The following is an 18,304-nucleotide window of genomic DNA, read 5'->3' on the forward strand; positions in this document are numbered from 1 at the left end:
GAACCTTTCTCAGGGAATGGTCCATGTTCGAGATGATCTTCGCCAATAAGGGAAGCTTGCGTCTAGTCCTGTCGGTGAGCCTCCTCGCAGGGGTGGTTCCGGGCGCACTGTGCCTATCGCAACTTGCCGGTATCCGTGGCTACCTCGACGCGAACCGCGAGGCCGCGGAGCTTGCGACCCAGGCCCGAGATCTGCACTCGCGCGTCAGCGAAAGCATGTTCAACCTTGCCGCGGCTCCCTTGAACCTGTCCGAGGAGGAACGCAGGGAGATCTACAGCAAGACCGACAGGAACCTTGTGTCTCTGCAGCGTGAGGTGACGTCCGCCAAAAGCCTGACGAGCGTATTTCTCAGCCCCCAGGAGGAGCAGGCGCTGACGGAGGCGGTGCAGGCGTTCAGCCATAGCTGGGACGAGGTCAAGGACGGCCTCGAGGAAGGCATGACCGAGGGGGAGAAGGCATATCATTTCCTTAACGTCTTCCAGCAAGCCGGCACGGCGGGCGACATCCTGAAGCGGCTGGAAGCCAGTGCCACCGGCAGGGCCCAGCAGACCGCCGCAGCGTCCAGCGCTGGGACGACCAATGTATTCTGGATGCTGACGGTACTTTTCGTGGTCAGCGGCCTTGTCAGCACGCTCGCACTGATCGGCAACTATCGCTTCGCCGCTTCCCTGAAGGAAAGCCACGACGAACTCAAGCATGCGCTGGAAAGCCTCAAGCGTCGTGACCGTGACCTCCAGCGCCAGAACGACCGATTCAACGCTGCGCTGGAAAACATGTCGCAGGGCCTCACAATGTATGGCAAGGACGGCCGGCAGATCGTCTGCAACCAGCGCTTCGGCGACATCTACCAGTTGCCTGACGAGTTGATGCGCGTGGGCACGTCCTTCGACGACGTTATCAGTTACCAGGTTGCGCATGGTGCCCATATGGAGGGCGACAAGGGCTATGTTCTGCAAATGATGCAGCGTGGTCTCGCGGCCGGTGAGTTCTCGTCGATCGTGAACGCGGTGGATGGGCGGATCGTAAAGGTCGTCAGTCGGCCGCTGGCCGGCGGCGGCTGGGTATCGACGCACGAGGATATCACCGAGCGGACGCACGCCGAGGCTCGGATCGCGCATATGGCGCATCACGATGCTCTCACCGATTTGCCGAACCGAGTGCTTTTCCGCGACGTTCTGGACGCCACGCTGCTGGCTGTGGGCGAAAACCAGGCGGCCCATGTCCTGTTCCTGGATCTCGACCACTTCAAGGACGTCAATGACACGCTTGGTCACCCGATTGGCGACCAGCTTCTGCAGGCTGTCGCCAAGCGTCTCAGGAACGCGGTTGGCCCTCATGATACTGTGGCTCGGCTCGGCGGCGACGAATTCGCAATCATACAGCGTCACGCGACTCTTGGTGAAAACAGCTTGCTTGCGCAGCGCATCGTGACTGAGATCAGTGCACCATTCGAGATTGACGGCCACCAGGTGGTCATCGGCACCAGCATCGGTATCGCAGCGGCGCCCGACGATGGCGATGATCCTGACGTGCTGCTCAAGGCGGCCGATATGGCACTGTACCGGGCCAAGAATGAAGGGCGCGGCAACTATCAGTACTTCGAACAGGAGATGGACGCCAGGATGCAGGAGCGGCGGGCTCTGGGACTTGACCTGCGCAAGGCACTCGGCAATGGCGAACTGGAAGTATACTACCAGCCACTCGTCAGCCTGAAGGACAACCGCATTTCCGGTTTCGAAGCACTGTTGCGCTGGCATCACCCTGAGCGCGGCATGGTCTCGCCTGACGTGTTCATTCCGGTCGCTGAGGAGATCGGAATCATAGGGCGCATAGGCGCCTGGGTATTGAAGCAGGCATGTTCTGACGCCATGGCATGGCCTGAAATGACGCGGGTGGCGGTCAACCTGTCACCAGTGCAGTTCAAGAGCCCCGGTCTTGTTCTCGATGTGACTTCGGCACTCGCCGCATCCGGGCTATCGGCCCGGAGGCTCGAATTGGAGATCACCGAATCGGTCATGCTTCAGCATACGGACGAGGTGCTCTCGACACTGCATCAACTTCGCGCACTCGGCGTGCGTATCTCGATGGACGACTTCGGCACCGGTTACTCATCGCTGAGCTATTTGAGAAAATTTCCGTTCGACAAGATCAAGATCGACCAGTCCTTTGTACGCGATGTCACCGATCGACCGGATTCTTTGGCGATCGTCAAGGCAGTGGCGATGTTGAGTAGCAGCCTTGGAATGGAGACCACGGTTGAAGGGGTCGAAACCGTCTCCCAATTCAACATGCTGAAGGTGGAGGGCTGTACCGAGGTGCAGGGCTATCTGTTCAGCAAACCACGACCGGCAAGGGATATTCAGAAAATATTCGACGAGTTTGCAAGGGTGGCTGTGGCATAACTCAGCTTTCAATTCAGCGACCACCGTCGTCTCGTATTCCTCGCCATAAAAACAGTCGCGCAGTCACGCCAGAAGGCGTCCAGAGCGACCAACCCTCACCTCATCGTGGGCTTCAAGAAGAGTGCAAAAGAACGGCCATGAGCTGGACGCGGGCAGTTTCTGGAGCAGTTGAAGTTGCGCGGGAGCGCCTACTGGGTCAACTGCTGCGGCTTGAGATCGCCTTGCAGGGTTTCGTCGACCGGGCGCCTCTTGGCCCGCATCGGTTGTTCAAGCACGGTGACCGGCGCGGCGACAGCCGTGGCTGCGACGTTACCGATGGTCGTCACTGTTCCGCCGACAACAGCGGTAAGTCCTTGGCCGAGCGTGACGTTGGAATCCGTCAGCGTCTGACCAGTGACGATCCGCTGGCCAATCAGCTGAACGATTTCAGGACTTTCGGCGAACTTGCCGTGGTTCAGGCCTTCGCCTTTGACCTTGGTGAGATCGATGGCGGTAATGCCGGCGGCTTCGAGTTTCGAGCGATAGGGCTCAACGGTCGGATCGATCGCGCCCAAACGCGAGACCTTTCCCGTGATGAAACTTGAAACCGCAAGCGCCTTGTCATCCTGAGACACGAAGATCGTGAATTTCGGCGCCGGCGTGCCCATCTCCGCGAACTGCTTGGCAAAGACCTGAATATCGATATCCGGGGACGCGAGAATGACGTTGTGAATCTTGCTGTTCACGTGTCCGTCGCGGATACCCATCTGCCGCAGGGATTCCATGGTCAGCCAGGTGCCCATTGAATGAGCGAGGATCGTGATGTCCTTGACGTCGGGGTCGGCGGCTAGCGTCCGCAACGCCTGCTCGAGCGCCGTGCGTGAATAGTTGGTGCTTTCCTTGTCGTATTGATAGGCGGTGAGCTGCGCGCGTGACGGCCATGTGAACAGGATAGGGGTCGCCTGCATCCCGGAGTCGTGGACGATCTGGGCCAGGCGGAAGACGGAATCCTCATACTTGTTGTTGAAGCCGTGGACAAAGACCAGCGCATGCCCGCCCTGGATGTTCTGGTGGAACCAGGCGCGCCCCTCTGGAACGGTGTCGATCTCCTTGACGCTGGTCACCGCAAAATCGGTTGCGGGATTGGGCGGTAGACGCTCCGGCCATTGGACTGTGCCTGAGGCTCGTTTCGGCGGAATGGAGACGTCAATCGCCGTCAGATAGGGCTTTGGGCTGCGTTCGCCGGTGAAGAGCGTCGCCGGGTCGCCGGAAGGTTCGCGCGTGGTTGCGACCAGCATGCTGACCTTTGAGGTATTCTGCGTTGCCGCCGATAGCGCAACAGGGGCCATGACTCCGCTTGGATGACCGCAACTGGCAAGAACTGCCGCGACGAGCAAAGGTGCAAGTGTCCGAACAGTACGGGCAGCAATCACGTTCCGGTTCCCTCATTGAAACGCAAGCACCTTGCGGTGGCCGGGCTCTGGTGAAGTACTCTCACAGAAACGACGCGGATGTCACGTGCAATTCGCGCTCCATGCCCTCCGCGCCGGACGAACGATCTACGACAAGCTCAATTCGGGGTCTGGTCTATCCATCTCGAGCTACGCCTTCGGTTTCCGGAGCTTCACTGCCACACAATGCTTGTTTTCGGCATCCCAAACGCTGTCGGTCCTGCAGACCGGCTGCTTGGGCGAGCAGGACTTTCCCGCCAAGGTTGATTTCAAGCTGCGAGTGCACAGGCACCTCCCCTTTTCCCAACCCCAATTCTCGGGACAACTGACGCAGCGCTTTGTCTTCGGATCAACGAACCGGCCGGTCCCACAGGAACAGGTCGAGCGCTTGGCATCCCACGCCGCCCCCGCGGCGCACGCGACGCAAGTTTTCCTTCTCGAATCCCAGTTTTTCCCCTCCGGACAAGTTCCACTCGCATTGACCGCATTGCCGGGAGCCTGCGCCGAAGGGAGCTTTTGTGGCTCGATCGCCTGCTGGCCTGGACAAGTGAGCTTCTGATCGCACTGCAGCAAGCAGCCGACCACCCCGCGAGACCGGTTGACCGGCGTGTCTGGATATTCAAAGGGACAGGGCATCTGCTGCGCGCCTGCTGTCCATCCGAACAGCAAGATCAAACCGAAGAGAAGAAGACGACATCCCAACATTTCAGAACACTAGGCCCCGACATATCATCTGTCCAGCTTGTCACAGGCGCGACCCTGGACCTTGCGCACCGACGGGAGTTCACTTGGCCAGCAGCTTGGAGCGGATCTGATGGCCCGGCGTATCGATCAGACCTCATTTCCGTGCAGGAGCCGGAACCCAACGACGTCGAGGTCGACGTCTCAAAGGCCCGAATCTGAAGAAGGTGCTTTCGGTCTGACCGCAGGCGTCGGCGGGTCGGGAAGCTTCACCGGAACGTCCGGCTTTTGGGCCCGATTGTCGGTTGTTGCGGGTGCGGCCGGGCCACTTTCATCAAAGTTCACTGATATCCCGAAGAGCTTCCACTGACGATCGACAGGCGCATAGAGTAGCTCGAAATGCACCTGGATTGGCACCGACGGAAAGAACCCCGCCATATGCAACTTGCCGTCTGGCTCGATCTGCGGAAGCACAGTTAGTTGCGGCTCGATGACCGCAAGGCCACTCAGGTCGTATCCCTGTTTTCGTTGCGAGGCAAAGATCTCTGCAAGTTGCGCGGAATTATTGGCCTGAAAGCCCGGCGAGCCGAGTTCCCGCAGAACGGTGTAGTTGCCAGTCTTGTTCGCCTGGTCGAGGGCAAGAAGCGTGTTTCGCACAAGGATAAGAACGCCATTTCGATCGATATCTGCCGGACGCGGTGCTCTTGAAACATCTTCCTTCGGGGATTTCTTGATTTCGGCGCGAACGGGGCTTTCAAGGCCGGCCTCTACGCAAAGGACTGCCAGCGCCGCGACGATAAATTTGAACGGCAAATGCATCGTTTGGGATCTCGGCTCGCGCGAACCGAACGGCTGTAGCGCTCGGACGATCACCACGTGAATGTCAACCCCGCGGTCCCACCGAAAGTACCTTCGCTCGCCCCTACGCCGACGCCGCCATGGATCAGCAGATTCTCTGTAATCCGCGCGTAAGCGCTGCCAGCGAAAGCGTTCTCGCCTTCGAACGTGCCCCAATTGATGGACACCGCAAAGTTCTTGTCATTCGGAAGGGTTCCCCCACCCATCGCCAGCGCCATCGCCGTGCCCTCGTAGGCCTTGTCGATGCGTCCATTCATCGGCGACATGCTGGATTCGAGGCTGCTGACGCGATTGTCCAGGGAATCGATGGCGTTTGTATTTGCGGTTACACGCGTATCGAGGCCGGCGATCTCAGTCGTATGGAGGTTGAGAACGTTGGTATTGTTCGTGATGCGCGTCTCGTGATCGGCAAGTTCGTTCGTGTTCTGGGCGACATTCTGATTTGTGGCGTACAGCTGGGAGCCATTGATCGCATCCGTCGAGGTCGCTGAAATCGTGCCGGGCGCGACGTTGACGATCTTTCGCTCGGCGGCCGGCGCCCCGACGGAGACGACATTGGCGATACCACCATCCGTCGAACCAGCTCCGAGCGCCACTGAATTCTGCCCTGATGACACTGAGCCGGTCCCCAGGGCAAGACTATTTTGGCCCTGGGCACTGCTGTTAAATCCAATCGCTGTTGCCTGATTGCCGGAGGACGAACTCCTATTACCAACCGCAGTGCTATTGCCGCCACTTGCAATGCTGTCACCTCCGAGCGCGACTGCGCCGCCAGCACTGGCAACGCTTCTAACGCCAGCAGCCAAGGTATCAACACTGGTGCCCTGACTGCCGACCCCAATGGCAGTCGCACCGGCACCCGTCGTCAGGCTTCGAACACCAACGGCCGTGCTGTCCACACTCTGCGCATTGCTGTCAACCCCCAGGGCAGTCGCGCCAGCGTCGGCAGCTCTGCTATTTTCCCCGATGGCTGTGCTGTTGAATCCGGAGGCGTTGCTGGCCAAACCAACCGCGACCGCGCCCCTGTTTGTCGCCTGAGAATTTTGCCCAACTGCCACCGATGATGCACCGGAGGCATTGGTCGTTGTGCCGAGGGCAGTGGCGGCTCCGCCTGTCGCGCTGCTTCGGAAACCGAAAGCGGAGTTTGCTCCCGCGGCGCCCCCCGCTGTCGCATTGGTTCCGCAGGCGACGTCATTGACACCACCGGCAGCCGCACCGTCTCCCGAGCCTGTCGTGTTTTCGCAGACGAACTGGGCCCGAGCAGGAGTGGGCGAGAATGTTGTTATGGTAGCAGATAGGAGAACACACACGGCAGGAAGCGATACAGAGACTGCAGCATGAGGTGTTCGCATCAAGACCTCCCTTCGGTCGCCAACCGAGTTGGACGATTGCATCGGCATTGTCTTGCCGGCCTATTGGCCGCGTGTAATCAAGCAGTCGAGTAGGTCAGAACCGAAAATCGTCGGACGCCCATGGAACTCGCCTTTACCCAGCGAGCGGGAGTATGCCATTTGACACAATCCCTGGAAAGTAAACAAAAATAAGTAAATGCAACACGATCGCTGTGTCGGCTGCCATCCAACAATGCTTGCAACTGCCGGCTATTAACCGCCGAACATTTGGAAAGTGCCATGGTTCGGACAAAGAAAAGCGGCGCCGGAATCCGTAACGGGTTGCTCACCGCAATCCAGAAGTGAGCAGTTTGCAGGGGGAAATCCAAGTCCTTCCGTCAGCTGTATTATGGCGCGCTATCGGATGAGTGATGCAACCGCCAGAAGGCCGGAAGGGTGCCGCGCTCCTGCTGCGGGGCCTTCTCCGGGTTCACCTGGCGATGTCCATTTTATGGATGACAGGCGCGTGCTTCTCTGCGAGAAGAAGGCAATGAGAGACAGGGGCGCCCCTCGAAGGATGGGCTGAGAAGTACCCTTTGAACCTGAACCGGATAATGCCGGCGGAGGGAGTCGCTCGGGACGTTTCGCCTCCTGCGTCAGTCCCCGCGCCTTTCTCCCCGATCGAAAGGCGCACCATGCAAGATCAGACCTTACCGGGAATACTGCTCAGCGAGTTGCGCGCGCAACCGCCGCTCGTGCACTGCATCACCAACTTCGTTGCCATGAATATCGCAGCCAATGTGCTTCTGGCCGCTGGCGCGTCTCCCGCCATGGTGCATGCGGAAGAAGAGGCTGGCGAGTTTGCGGCGATCGCAGGCGCACTGACAATCAACATCGGCACACTGTCGTCATCCTGGTTGCGCGGCATGGAGGCGGCAGCCCTCGCCGCCAGCCAGTCCGGCAAGCCATGGGTTCTCGATCCGGTTGCCCATTATGCCACCTTATTCCGCCGGGCGGCCGTTGATCGGCTGCTGGAACTCGGTCCAACCATCATTCGTGGCAACGCCTCCGAGATCATCGCCCTTGCCGGTGGCGAAAGTCGGGGCCAGGGGGTGGACAGTCGTGACGGGGTCGAACAGGCAGAGGAATCCGCCAGGCTGCTTGCGAGGACACACGGTGCGACGGTCGCGGTAACCGGCGTCGTCGATTTCGTCACCGACGGTGAACGAGCTGCCTGGATTGAAGGCGGGTCGGCCTTGATGCCCAAGGTGACCGCGCTCGGCTGCGCACTGACCTGCCTCGTCGGAGCATTCACGGCGATCCGGCCTGCCGCGCCGTTCGAGGCAACGGTTGCAGCGCTTACGACCTTTGCTGTTGCCGGCGAGATGGCAGCCAGCAGCGCGGACGGCCCGGGTTCGTTTTCTCCGGCGTTTCTCGATGCGCTTGCAGCGCTTGACGCCCCGCTCCTCGATCGCCATGCAAGGGTGCGTTTCGCATGAGGACCATCGACCTTTCACTTTATCTTGTCCTCGATTCCGGTCTTTGTGCCGGCTTCGGCATGGTGGAGACCGCGCGGGCGGCTGTTGCTGGCGGAGCGAGCGTTGTCCAGCTGCGCGACAAGCATGCCGATACACCCCTGATGATCGAAACAGGTCGGGCGCTCAAGGCGGCTTTGTCTGGCACCGGTGCCTTGCTCATCGTCAACGATGACGTGGAGGCTGCCGTCGCAATTGGTGCTGACGGTCTGCACATCGGGCAAGAGGACATGGATGCGCCAACTGCCCGCGCGCGGATTGGAGACGATATGATCCTTGGCCTCTCCGTTGAGACCGAGGCGCTGGCCGCGGGGGTCGATCCGGCAATCGTCGACTACGCGGGTATCGGCCCGGTCTTTGCGACATCGACGAAGGCGGATCACAAGGAGCCGACCGGTTTTGCTGGCCTTGCCCGCCTTGTGCGCGCCTGCCCCGTTCCCGCGGTCGCAATCGGCGGGCTGAAGGCGGCTCATGTCGGGGATGTCTTTGCTGCTGGGGCTGACGGTCTTGCCGTGGTCTCTGCGATATGCGGCACGCGTGACCCTGAGGCGGCGGCTCGCGAGATCGCGGAAAACATCAGAAAGGTTCACCGATGATCCGAAACGTTCTCTCCATTGCCGGATCCGATCCTTCCGGCGGCGCCGGAATCCAGGCGGACCTGAAGGCATTCTCTGCCCGCGGTGTCTACGGCATGGCGGTGCTGACCGCGCTGACGGCGCAAAACACACAGGGCGTTTGCGGGGTCCATCTGGTTCCGGCTGCCTTCGTCGCCGACCAGATCAAGGCAGTGTTTGCCGATGTCCGCGTTGATGCAATCAAGATCGGCATGATTGCCAATGCCGAAATCGCCGACGCTGTCGCCGATGCGATCGAACCCCACAAGGGCATTCCGATCGTTCTTGATCCTGTCATGGTCGCCAAGGGCGGGGCCAGCCTCCTCGATCTGTCCGCGGTCGACGTCCTCACCCGACGGCTGCTGCCGCTTGCGACGCTGCTTACTCCCAATCTGCCGGAAGCCGCAGCACTCCTGCATGGACCGACGGCCGATACCCGCGCGGACATGGCTGAGCAGGCGCAAAGCCTGCGTGCTCTTGGCCCGGAGGCGGTGCTGGTCAAGGGCGGTCATCTGCCGAGCCAGGAGAGCCCTGATGTCCTGGCGACAGCCGAGGGGTTGAGCTGGTTCGAGGGGCTCCGGATACCGACGGCGAACACGCATGGCACCGGCTGTACGCTATCGAGCGCGCTTGCCGCCGAGCTCGCGAAGGGGGCGACGCTGCCCGAGGCAGTGGCGGATGCGAAAAGCTACCTCGCCCATGCCGTCGCGCAGGCGGATACGCTTTCTGTCGGTTCCGGGCACGGGCCGGTTCAGCATTTTCATGAGCTTTGGAAGTTGAAAGAAGGACATTCGAGATGACATTGGCAATCAGCGAGCAGACCGTCATCATCACCGGGGCCGGACGTGGCCTCGGCGCCGCCATCGCTGCTGCCTTTGCCCGCCAAGGCGCGAAGGTCGCAATCAACTACCGCAACAGCCGCACCGAGGCCGAGGCGCTTGCCGCGTCGTTGGGTGATCGTGCCCGGGCCTTCCAGGCGGATGTCCGCGACAGCCATGCCGTCAAGCGCATGGTGGCCGAGGTCAAGGATACACTCGGTGCGCCGACGACAGTCGTGCACAATGCCTTGACCGACTTCAGCTTCAACGGAGACGCCCGATCGAAGCTCGACCAATTGACCTGGGGTGAAATGACATCCCAGCTCGATACGGCCGTGAAGGGGGCGTTGAACCTGATCCAGGCCACCCGCCCGGTCATGGCTTCCGCCGGTTTTGGGCGGATCATCACGATCGGCACCAATCTCTTCCAGAACCCTGTGGTGCCCTACCATGATTACACGGCTGCCAAGGGTGCGCTTCTGTCGTTGACCCGCACGGCGGCCGCAGAGCTGGGCCCATCAGGCATTACCGTCAACATGGTCTCGGGCGGCTTGCTGCGCGCCACCGAAGCGAGCAGCGCCACACCGGATGCCGTCTTCGATCTGATTGCGGCAAACACCCCGCTCCGGCAAGTGACGACGCCCGAGGAAATGGCCGACGCGGTCCTGTTTTTCGCAAGCCCCTGGGCACGCGCTGTTACCGGGCAGAACCTCATCGTCGACGGCGGACTCGTCTTCGGCTGAGGCGCAGCCCTCATCAGGACTTGACCGCACCCGCGGTCAAGCCGGCGATGATGTGCTTCTGCGCCAGGAAGAAGACGATGATGGTTGGCATGATTGTCAGCGTGATGAAAGCGAGCACCAGCTGCCAGGCAGTGCCGAACTCGCCGCGATAAACCATGATGCCGAGCGGCCAGGGATACATCGTCTCCGAATTCAGCATGATCAGCGGCAGGATGTAGCTGTTCCAGCTGCCGACAAAGGAGATGATGCTGACCGTTGCAATGATCGGCCGCGAGAGCGGCAGCGAAATGTGCCAGAAAAACCGGATGTAGCCACAGCCGTCGACGATGGCAGCCTGGAACAATTCTTCCGGAAGGTTGCGAAAATAATTCCTGAACAAGAGAATGCTCATGCCGAGGCCAAAGGCGACCTGCGGCAGGACAACACCCCAGTAGGAATTCAACAGGCCCAGGTCCCGGATCCGGATGAACAAGGGAAGGATGGCGGTCGCGGCCGGAAACATCAGGCCGATCAGGAAGTAGTTGAGCAGGAAGCCGGCGCCGAAGAACTTTACATGCGCGAAGGTGAAGGCAGCCATGGCGGAAACCGAAACCGTCAGGCAGACAGTCAAGGTGGCGATGATCAGCGAATTCATCATCTGTCGCCAGTAGCGGTCTCCGAAGAGAATGTCGGTATAGTTCTCCGGATGCCATGCGGCAGGTAGCCCGAAGGGGTTGGTTCTGAGGTCGCCGAGGTCCTTGAAGCCGCCAAGTGCCGTCGTCATCAGGGGAACCAGCACGATCGCCGCGATGAGCGTCAGCGAAACATAGAGATAGATCTTCGTGCCGGTCGCGGTCCGGGCAGATGAGGCCATGTCAGTCATTGCGCATGAATATCCGTTTGTAGCCGAAGGCCAGCGTCACGCAGATGACGAAAAGGACGACGCCGACGGCGCTGCCGAGGCCGACCTGCATGCGCGTGACGCCGAAATTGAACAGGAAGGTGACCATGGTCTGCGTCGCATTGAACGGCCCGCCACCGGTCAGCGGCATGATGAGGTCGAAGAGCTGCAGCGAGCCTACGACGGCGAAGAAGACGGACAGGCGCACCGTCGAACCGAGAAGCGGCAGCGTGATGTAGCGGAACCGCTGCCAGCCGCTCGCGCCATCGATTTCGGCAGCCTCCAGCACGCTCTTGTCGAGCGACTGCAGCCCGGCGATGAACAGCATCATGTGGAAGCCGAAATACTTCCAGACGACGACGGCCAGCACCGCATAGATTGCCAGGTCCTTGTCCGCCAGAACATAGGGCGTCTCGACGCCAACGAGGTGGGCAGCCGAGGCAAACAAGCCATAGTCGCCGTCGTAGACGAAGCGCCAGATGAGGCCTGCCGCCACCTCGGCCAGGACGTAGGGCAGAAAGAAGATCAAGCGGAAGAGGACCACACCGGCGATCCGGTGCGCCAGCATCATCGCCAGCCAGATCGCGAGCGGAATCTGAACCAGAATGGAAACAACGATGATCAGGGCATTGTTTTTCAATGCTGTTATGAAGGCGCTGTTCTTGAACAGGACCTCGAAATTCCGCATGCCGACAAACTGTGTCGGCAGACCGTAGCCATCCCACTTGTAGAGACTGTACCAGGCCGCCTCGCCCATCGGCAGGATGACGAAGATCGTGAACAGCAGCAGTGCTGGCGGCAGAAACAGAAGCAGGACAGGCAGGCGCCGCGCCAGGCTGGGATCCTTGCTGCGCGCCGACGATCTTAAAGTCGGGCGCGGACGGATGACGCTCGTCGCGCTGATGGTGGTCATTGAAGCCGATCCTCCTCATTCAGATTGAGGGCGGCGCGGATGCTTCTCCGCGCCGCGATAGTCTTGATCAGAGCTGATCCTGCTCGAAGGCTTCCTGGATCTGCTGTGCTCCATCGGCAGGGCTCATCTGCCCGGAGACTATGGCAACGGAGACATCGTTGACGACACGGCCGACCGACGGGCCGAGATCCTGATCGAAGAAGTTCTGATGCCAGGTCGAGTGCGCCAACTGTTCGGCAGACTGATGCAACAGCGGATTGGTCACACCGTCCTCGGCACCAACGGCGACCGGGATGAGCATGCCGGCCTTGGCCATATCGCGCTCGTTTTCGGCGTTCGTCAGATAGGCGAGGAAGTCGAGCGTTTCAGGCGGCGCCTTCTTCGTCACGGCCCAACCGTTCAATCCACCAAGCGTGTCGGTGACCGCGCCTGCGCCGCCCGTCACGGCCGGAAACGCAAAGCGGCCGATATTGTCGGGATCGAGCCCCTTGCCATCACCGGCGTTCGTGCGCTGGTTGGCCGCGGTGTTTTCAAACGCCAGGATCATTGCTGCCTTGCCATCGCCGAAGACGCCGAGCGTCTGCGGCCAGGTGGCGCCGAGATAGCCGGGCTGGAACGGCTCCAGTTTGCCGAGCTCGGCAAGTTGCTCTCCGGCCTTGATGATTGCCGGATCGTTGAAACCTTCCCCTTCACCGGTCTTGGCCGCGTCGAAGACCTTCTGGCCACCGTTGCGCATCACCAGATAGCTCCAGTAGAAATGGAGAGGCCATTTCTCGCCACCGCCGCCCGCAATCGGGACGATGCCGGCATCCTTGATCTTCTTCACGGCATTGAGATAGTCATCCCAGGACTTGATGCTGGCGGCATCGACACCGGCCTTGGCGAAAAGGGCCTTGTTGTAGAAGAAGGAGACGGTGCCCATCTTGAAAGGCACGGCGCCGATCTTGCCGTCGTAGGACAGGCCCTTGATCGCGGCCGGGTTGTAGCTCTTCACCCAGGCGCCGTCCTTTGCGTTCATCGCCGACGTCAGGTCCATGAGCGTTCCGGTCGCCAGCTGCTGCTTCAGCACGCCGCCGCCCCAGCTGTAGAAGAAATCCGGCGCATCGCTCGACTGCAAGAGGGTCGGAAGCTTGGCCTTGAAAGCTTCGTTTTCCAGGAACTGCATTTCGATTTTCACGCCGGGATGTTCGGCCTGGTATTTGTCTGCAATCTTGCGCCAGATCGCGACATAGTTCGGATCGAGCTCAAGGTGCAGCCACTTGACGGTGGTGTCTGCCGCGGCACTTCCCGCAGCAATCAGGAGCGCCAGTCCCGTGGCCGCCGAGCGGGCGATGAAACGGCTGCGAAGCAAGGCTTTCGCCTTCATTTGGTCAAACATGATTTTCTCCTCCAGCAAGGGCAAAAATCGTCCTCTTCAATTTTTCCCTTATGCGGATTAAATCATCGGGAGGTTTTGGCGAATGTCAACTCCCCTCGTTGAAATCGGTAGATTTGCCTTGACAGACGGGGCTGCTGGCGCGCTATTTAATTCGCATACCGTTGAAAATATGAGCGCCGCACGCCGCGCTGACATTGAAGAGCCTGGCCGACCTGATGAAGACCGCAGATCCCGAATTGATGCGCGCGATCAATCGCTTGAACGTGCTGGACACGATCCGGCGTCACGGGCCGATATCGCGTGTCGAGATCAGCGAACGCACGCAGTTGTCGACCACGACCGTTTCGGCGATCACTGCTTCCTTGCTCGACGACGGGCTGATCCTGCCGCGCCACGAGGGCGATATTCGCAACGAGGCGGCACGCGGAAGGCCGCGCGTCATGCTGGAGCTCAATCCCGATGCAGCGCGCGTCGTCGGGGCGAAGATCGCGGCCAACCGCCTGGTGTTCGTGGTGACCGATTTCCGTGGCGACGTGCTGTCGAAAATCACCCTGCCGATCCGCATCGACCGCCAGCCGATCGGCGTGATCGCAGACCTCGTCGAAGACGGGGTGCGCCGCTGCGTCGTCGATGCCGGCCTTTCGCTCGAGGATGTCGATAGTGTCTGCCTCGGCCTTCCCGGTGTGATCGAGCATCGAACCGGCCATATCCGAAGCAGCCCGATCTTTCGCGACACGAATGTCGATTTCGCAAGCGAGATGACGACCAGGCTCGATACCCCGACCATCGTTGAAAGCGATGCGCATGCGATCACGCTTGCCCATCACTGGTTCGGCAAGGCCCGTGACCTGGAAGACATGGTATTGATTTCGCTCGAGCAGACACTCGGTCTCGGCGTGCTTCATGACAATCAGCTGTTTCGTGGAGCTGGCGGCCTCAGCCACAATCTCGGCGACCTGGTGCTTGGCATGGGACCCAACGGGGTCGTGCGGCTGTCGAGCCAGGCCGGCGAAAGCGAAATACTTGGCGAGCCGGCCAGTGGCCGCTTTGCCGAGGCCATCAAGCTTGGACGCGGCATGACGCATGCCCAGGCGCTCATCAAGGCCGAGGACAGTACGTTGATTGGTGCTGCCATCCGGGCCGGCGAAGCCGTTGGCGTTGCGATCGCCAACATCGTCACCTTGTTTGCGCCGCCCCGCGTCATCCTCGTCGGCTCCAGCCTTGCGCTCGGTGAGCCATTTCTCGACAGCCTGCGCAACGCCTATGCGCTCGCCGTTCCGCCGTCGCTGAAGGGCGTTGCCGAACTCGTCTTCGACGATTCGACGGACGACTTCTGGGCGCAAGGAGCTGCTGCGGTGGCCCTTTACGAACTCTACGAGTCGCCCTGGAACACCACTGGTCCAGCGCTCTGAGCAGCAAAATCACGACATCCAACGGGAGGAAATCATGGAACGAGTCGGTATCGGCATCATCGGGTGCGGCAATATCTCCGGCGCCTATCTGAAAGCGATGGCATCCTTCCCCATCCTTGAGGTTCGCGGCGTAGCCGATCTCAACCACGCATTGGCAGAAGCCAAGGCCAGCGAATTCAACGTGCCGGCAAAGAGGATTGATGAGCTTCTTGCTGATCCGAAAGTGGAGATCATCGTCAATCTGACCGTCCCGAAGGCCCACGTTGCCGTCGGCCTGCAGGCGCTTGCGGCCGGCAAGCATGCCTATTCGGAAAAGCCGCTGGGCATCAATTTCGCGGAGGGCAAGAAGCTCGCCGAAGCCGCCAAGGCCAAAGGGCTGCGCATCGGTGCGGCTCCCGACACGTTTCTCGGCGGCGGGCATCAGACAGCGCGCGCCCTCATCGATCAGGGTGTCATCGGCCAGCCGGTCGGCGGCACAGCAACTTTCATGTGCCCCGGTCACGAGCGGTGGCATCCAAATCCGGCCTTCTACTACGAGGTCGGCGGCGGACCGATGCTCGATATGGGTCCTTACTACATCACCGATCTCGTCAACCTTTTCGGACCGGTCGCGCAGGTGGCGGGCTTCGCCATCACGCCGCGAAAGGAGCGCGTGATCACCAGCGAACCGAGAAACGGCGAGCACATCCCGGTACACGTACCCACCCATGTCGCCGGTCTCATGGCGTTCGCCAACGGTGCGGTCGTGCAGATCGGAATGAGCTTCGACGTTGCCGGACACAAGCATGTGCCACTGGAGATCTACGGCACCGAGGGCACACTGATCGTTCCCGATCCCAATCACTTCGGAGGCGATGTTGAAGTTTTGAAGAAAGGTGGCGCCTTCGAACAGCAGCCGCTGACGGCGCCCTATGGCGATGGCAACTATCGCTCGATCGGTGTTGCGGATCTCGCCCATGCCATCCGCTCGAACCGGCCGCATCGTGCCAACGGCGACCTGGCTCTGCATGTCCTCGAGGTCATGGAGGCCTTCCACGCTGCCTCAGAGAGCGGGCGCACGGTTGCCATCACCACCCAAACAGAGCGGCCCATGCCGCTGTCACAGTCGCTCGTCGACGGGCGACTGGCCAAGTAATCATCAGGAGGAAGACTATGCGTGAAGCACTGATCGTCTGGGGCGGATGGAGTGGCCACGAGCCGCAGGAATGCGCCGCAATCATCAAGGACATGCTGGAGGAGGACGGGTTCAAGGTCTACGTCGAGCACACGACCGAGGCTTTTGCCGATCCGTCCGTCCATGATCTCAGCCTCGTCGTGCCGATCGTGACGATGTCGAAGATCGAAAAGGAAGAGATCAAGAACCTCGCGGCCGCGATCGAGGGTGGCGTCGGCATTGCCGGCTACCACGGCGGCGCTGGTGACAGCTTCCGCGAATGCGTCGAATACCAGTTCATCATCGGTGGGCAGTGGGTCGCGCACCCCGGCAATATCATCGATTACACCGTCAATGTCACGCGCCCGGACGACCCGATCATGGAAGGCATTGCCGACTTCCCCTACACGTCCGAGCAATACTACATGCACGTCGACCCCTCGAATGAGGTGCTGGCCACGACGAGGTTCACCGGCGATCACGCCTACTGGATCGATGGTGTCGTCATGCCCGTTGCCTGGAAACGCAAATACGGCAAGGGCCGCGTTTTCTATTCCTCGCTCGGCCATCAGGCCAAGGAATTCTCGGTGCCCGAGATGAAGACCATCTTCAGGCGTGGTGCCAACTGGGCGGCACGCTGACCACCCGATCGTGACCCCGGCGCTGCCATCGCGGCGCCGGTATTTTATCAGGATAGCGTACGAATTCTGCCTTTCGTCTCCTCAGCCGTAGCGGCTGAGATCGAGACCCTCAATCGATATCTGCGGTCTTGCCCTGTTGATGATATCTGTCAGCACTCGGCCGGAGCCGCATGCCATCGTCCAGCCAAGCGTGCCGTGGCCAGAATTGAGGTAAAGGTTGTCGTAGACGGTCTTGCCGATGATCGGCGTTCCGTCGGGCGTCATCGGGCGCAGGCCGCACCAGAACTGCGCCTGGCTCTGGTCCCCTGCCCCACCAAACAGATCTTCGACGGAATGCACGAGCGTTGCCTTGCGGGACGTCGGCAAGTCCTTGTTGAAGCGCGAGATTTCGGCCATGCCACCAACGCGGATCCGGTCGCCAAGGCGGGTGATGGCGATCTTGAAGGTCTCGTCCATGATTGTCGAGATTGGTGCGCGGCTTTCGTCGATGATCGGAACCGTGATCGAGTATCCCTTCACCGGGTAGATCGGGATCTTCAGTCCGAGGGGCTTCAGCAGACTTGGCGTGAAGCTGCCGAATGCGGCCACGACCGCATCGCCATCGAACACGCCCCGCGATGTTTCCACTGCGCTGATCCTGTTGTTCTCGATCCGCAGCTTGTGGACATCGGTTCCGTAGACGAAATGGACGCCCAGTGCCTCGGCACGCTTGGCAAGTTCATTGGTAAACTTGAAACAGTCACCAGTCTCATCATTGGGAAGACGCAATCCGCCGACGATCTTGTGCTTCACCGGCGAAAGCCCGGGCTCGGCGGCAACACACTGGGCCGGATCGAGCACCTCGAACGGCACGCCGTCCTTTGCAAGAACCTCGATATCCTTTGTGATCGAGTCCAGTTGCTTTTGCGTGCGAAAGAGCTGCAGGGTTCCTTGGGTTCGCTCGTCATACGGAATGCCGGTCTCAGCGCGCAGCTCAATCAGGCAGTCGCGGCTGTATTCGGCAATGCGCACCATTCGGCTTTTGTTGATGGCATAGCGCTTGGAAGTGCAATTGCGCAGCATTGCCATCACCCAGGCCCAGGTGGCCGGATCCACAGTCGGGCTGATGATCAACGGCGCATGCTTCATGAAGAGCCATTTGATGGCCTTCTGAGGTATTCCGGGGGCGGCCCATGGCGACGCGTAACCCGGCGAGATCTCACCGGCATTGGCATAGCTCGTCTCCAGCGCTGGTCCGCTCTGGCGTTCCAGCACCGTTACATCGTGTCCCGATCTTGCCAGATAGTAGGCTGTGGTGACGCCGATGACGCCGGCGCCCAAAACGGTGATCTTCATTGTGCACCCCAGAAAATGAAAGACGTCAGCTCAGATGTAACGGCGTTGGCAGCAGCGCTCCAGACCGTCGGCAGTTTACGGCAGCGGCGCCAACGTCAATGAAAATGACGCCGCATCCGTCCGTTGCAAGCGTCACTTTGAAGGTACTACTGTCCATGATTGGTCCCGATTTACCTTGGG

Annotated in this window: 15 protein-coding genes and 1 riboswitch; of the genes, 8 read left to right on the forward strand and 7 right to left on the reverse strand. The window is 60.5% G+C overall.

Annotated elements, in window-relative coordinates:
* Positions 1 to 23: 23 nt before the first annotated feature.
* Positions 24 to 2,402 (forward strand): EAL domain-containing protein, encoded by a 2,379-nt coding sequence (locus tag IB248_RS16760; protein ID WP_192241273.1) that lies wholly within the window; start codon positions 24 to 26, stop codon positions 2,400 to 2,402.
* A gap of 188 nt (positions 2,403 to 2,590) precedes the next feature.
* On the opposite strand, the gene IB248_RS16765 is transcribed toward IB248_RS16760, so the two are convergent.
* The 3 genes from IB248_RS16765 to IB248_RS16775 form a co-directional block, all read right to left on the reverse strand.
* A complete protein-coding gene (locus IB248_RS16765; protein WP_246779257.1) occupies positions 2,591 to 3,730 on the reverse strand; it encodes an alpha/beta hydrolase in 1,140 nt (379 codons plus the stop codon).
* Positions 3,731 to 4,717: 987 nt separating this feature from the next.
* Entirely contained in the window at positions 4,718 to 5,332 is a 615-nt protein-coding gene (locus IB248_RS16770) for a hypothetical protein (protein ID WP_192241275.1), read from the reverse strand.
* Between the two features lie 50 nt (positions 5,333 to 5,382).
* Positions 5,383 to 6,270, reverse strand: a complete 888-nt coding sequence (locus IB248_RS16775) for a YadA-like family protein (RefSeq protein ID WP_348648603.1) — start codon at positions 6,268 to 6,270, stop codon at positions 5,383 to 5,385.
* Positions 6,271 to 7,251: 981 nt separating this feature from the next.
* Positions 7,252 to 7,348: riboswitch (TPP riboswitch) on the forward strand.
* A gap of 49 nt (positions 7,349 to 7,397) precedes the next feature.
* Between IB248_RS16775 and thiM the strand changes: the two genes are divergently transcribed.
* Genes thiM through IB248_RS16795 form a run of 4 tightly spaced genes read left to right on the forward strand, consistent with a single transcriptional unit; the run spans position 7,398 to position 10,412 of the window.
* Entirely contained in the window at positions 7,398 to 8,201 is an 804-nt protein-coding gene (gene thiM / locus IB248_RS16780) for a hydroxyethylthiazole kinase (protein WP_169683501.1), read from the forward strand.
* Entirely contained in the window at positions 8,198 to 8,833 is a 636-nt protein-coding gene (gene thiE / locus IB248_RS16785) for a thiamine phosphate synthase (RefSeq protein WP_192241277.1), read from the forward strand. The genes thiM and thiE overlap by 4 nt, the downstream gene beginning before the upstream one ends.
* A complete protein-coding gene (gene thiD / locus IB248_RS16790; RefSeq protein ID WP_192241278.1) occupies positions 8,830 to 9,651 on the forward strand; it encodes a bifunctional hydroxymethylpyrimidine kinase/phosphomethylpyrimidine kinase in 822 nt (273 codons plus the stop codon). The genes thiE and thiD overlap by 4 nt, the downstream gene beginning before the upstream one ends.
* The gene (locus tag IB248_RS16795; RefSeq protein ID WP_192241279.1) at positions 9,648 to 10,412 is read left to right on the forward strand and encodes a 3-oxoacyl-ACP reductase; all 765 of its coding nucleotides are present in this window, start codon (positions 9,648 to 9,650) and stop codon (positions 10,410 to 10,412) included. The genes thiD and IB248_RS16795 overlap by 4 nt, the downstream gene beginning before the upstream one ends.
* 13 nt (positions 10,413 to 10,425) lie before the next feature.
* On the opposite strand, the gene IB248_RS16800 is transcribed toward IB248_RS16795, so the two are convergent.
* From IB248_RS16800 to IB248_RS16810, 3 genes are all read right to left on the reverse strand, one after another.
* Positions 10,426 to 11,274, reverse strand: coding sequence for a carbohydrate ABC transporter permease (locus IB248_RS16800; protein WP_025661306.1), 849 nt, complete (start codon positions 11,272 to 11,274; stop codon positions 10,426 to 10,428).
* Positions 11,267 to 12,205, reverse strand: coding sequence for a sugar ABC transporter permease (locus IB248_RS16805; protein WP_192241280.1), 939 nt, complete (start codon positions 12,203 to 12,205; stop codon positions 11,267 to 11,269). Before IB248_RS16805 ends, IB248_RS16800 begins: the two co-directional genes overlap by 8 nt.
* 67 nt (positions 12,206 to 12,272) lie before the next feature.
* Positions 12,273 to 13,583 carry an extracellular solute-binding protein gene (locus IB248_RS16810; protein ID WP_192241281.1) on the reverse strand — a complete coding sequence of 437 codons (1,311 nt, stop codon included), beginning with the start codon at positions 13,581 to 13,583 and terminating at the stop codon, positions 12,273 to 12,275.
* A 215-nt stretch (positions 13,584 to 13,798) separates the two neighbouring features.
* Here IB248_RS16810 and IB248_RS16815 point away from each other — a divergent pair, with 215 nt between their 5' ends.
* The 3 genes from IB248_RS16815 to IB248_RS16825 are packed head-to-tail and all read left to right on the forward strand — an operon-like array spanning position 13,799 to position 16,789.
* The gene (locus tag IB248_RS16815) at positions 13,799 to 14,995 is read left to right on the forward strand and encodes an ROK family transcriptional regulator (protein ID WP_192241282.1); all 1,197 of its coding nucleotides are present in this window, start codon (positions 13,799 to 13,801) and stop codon (positions 14,993 to 14,995) included.
* 34 nt (positions 14,996 to 15,029) lie between these two features.
* A complete protein-coding gene (locus IB248_RS16820) occupies positions 15,030 to 16,130 on the forward strand; it encodes a Gfo/Idh/MocA family oxidoreductase (RefSeq protein WP_192241283.1) in 1,101 nt (366 codons plus the stop codon).
* 17 nt (positions 16,131 to 16,147) lie between these two features.
* Positions 16,148 to 16,789: a ThuA domain-containing protein gene (locus IB248_RS16825; protein ID WP_112643234.1), complete on the forward strand. Its 642-nt coding sequence runs from the start codon at positions 16,148 to 16,150 to the stop codon at positions 16,787 to 16,789.
* A gap of 81 nt (positions 16,790 to 16,870) precedes the next feature.
* Here IB248_RS16825 and IB248_RS16830 read toward each other — a convergent pair whose 3' ends face one another.
* Entirely contained in the window at positions 16,871 to 18,124 is a 1,254-nt protein-coding gene (locus tag IB248_RS16830; RefSeq protein WP_192241284.1) for a D-amino acid dehydrogenase, read from the reverse strand.
* Between the last annotated feature and the right edge of the window lie 180 nt (positions 18,125 to 18,304).

The organism is Rhizobium sp. RHZ01, assembly GCF_014851595.1.
Lineage (GTDB): Bacteria > Pseudomonadota > Alphaproteobacteria > Rhizobiales > Rhizobiaceae > Rhizobium > Rhizobium altiplani.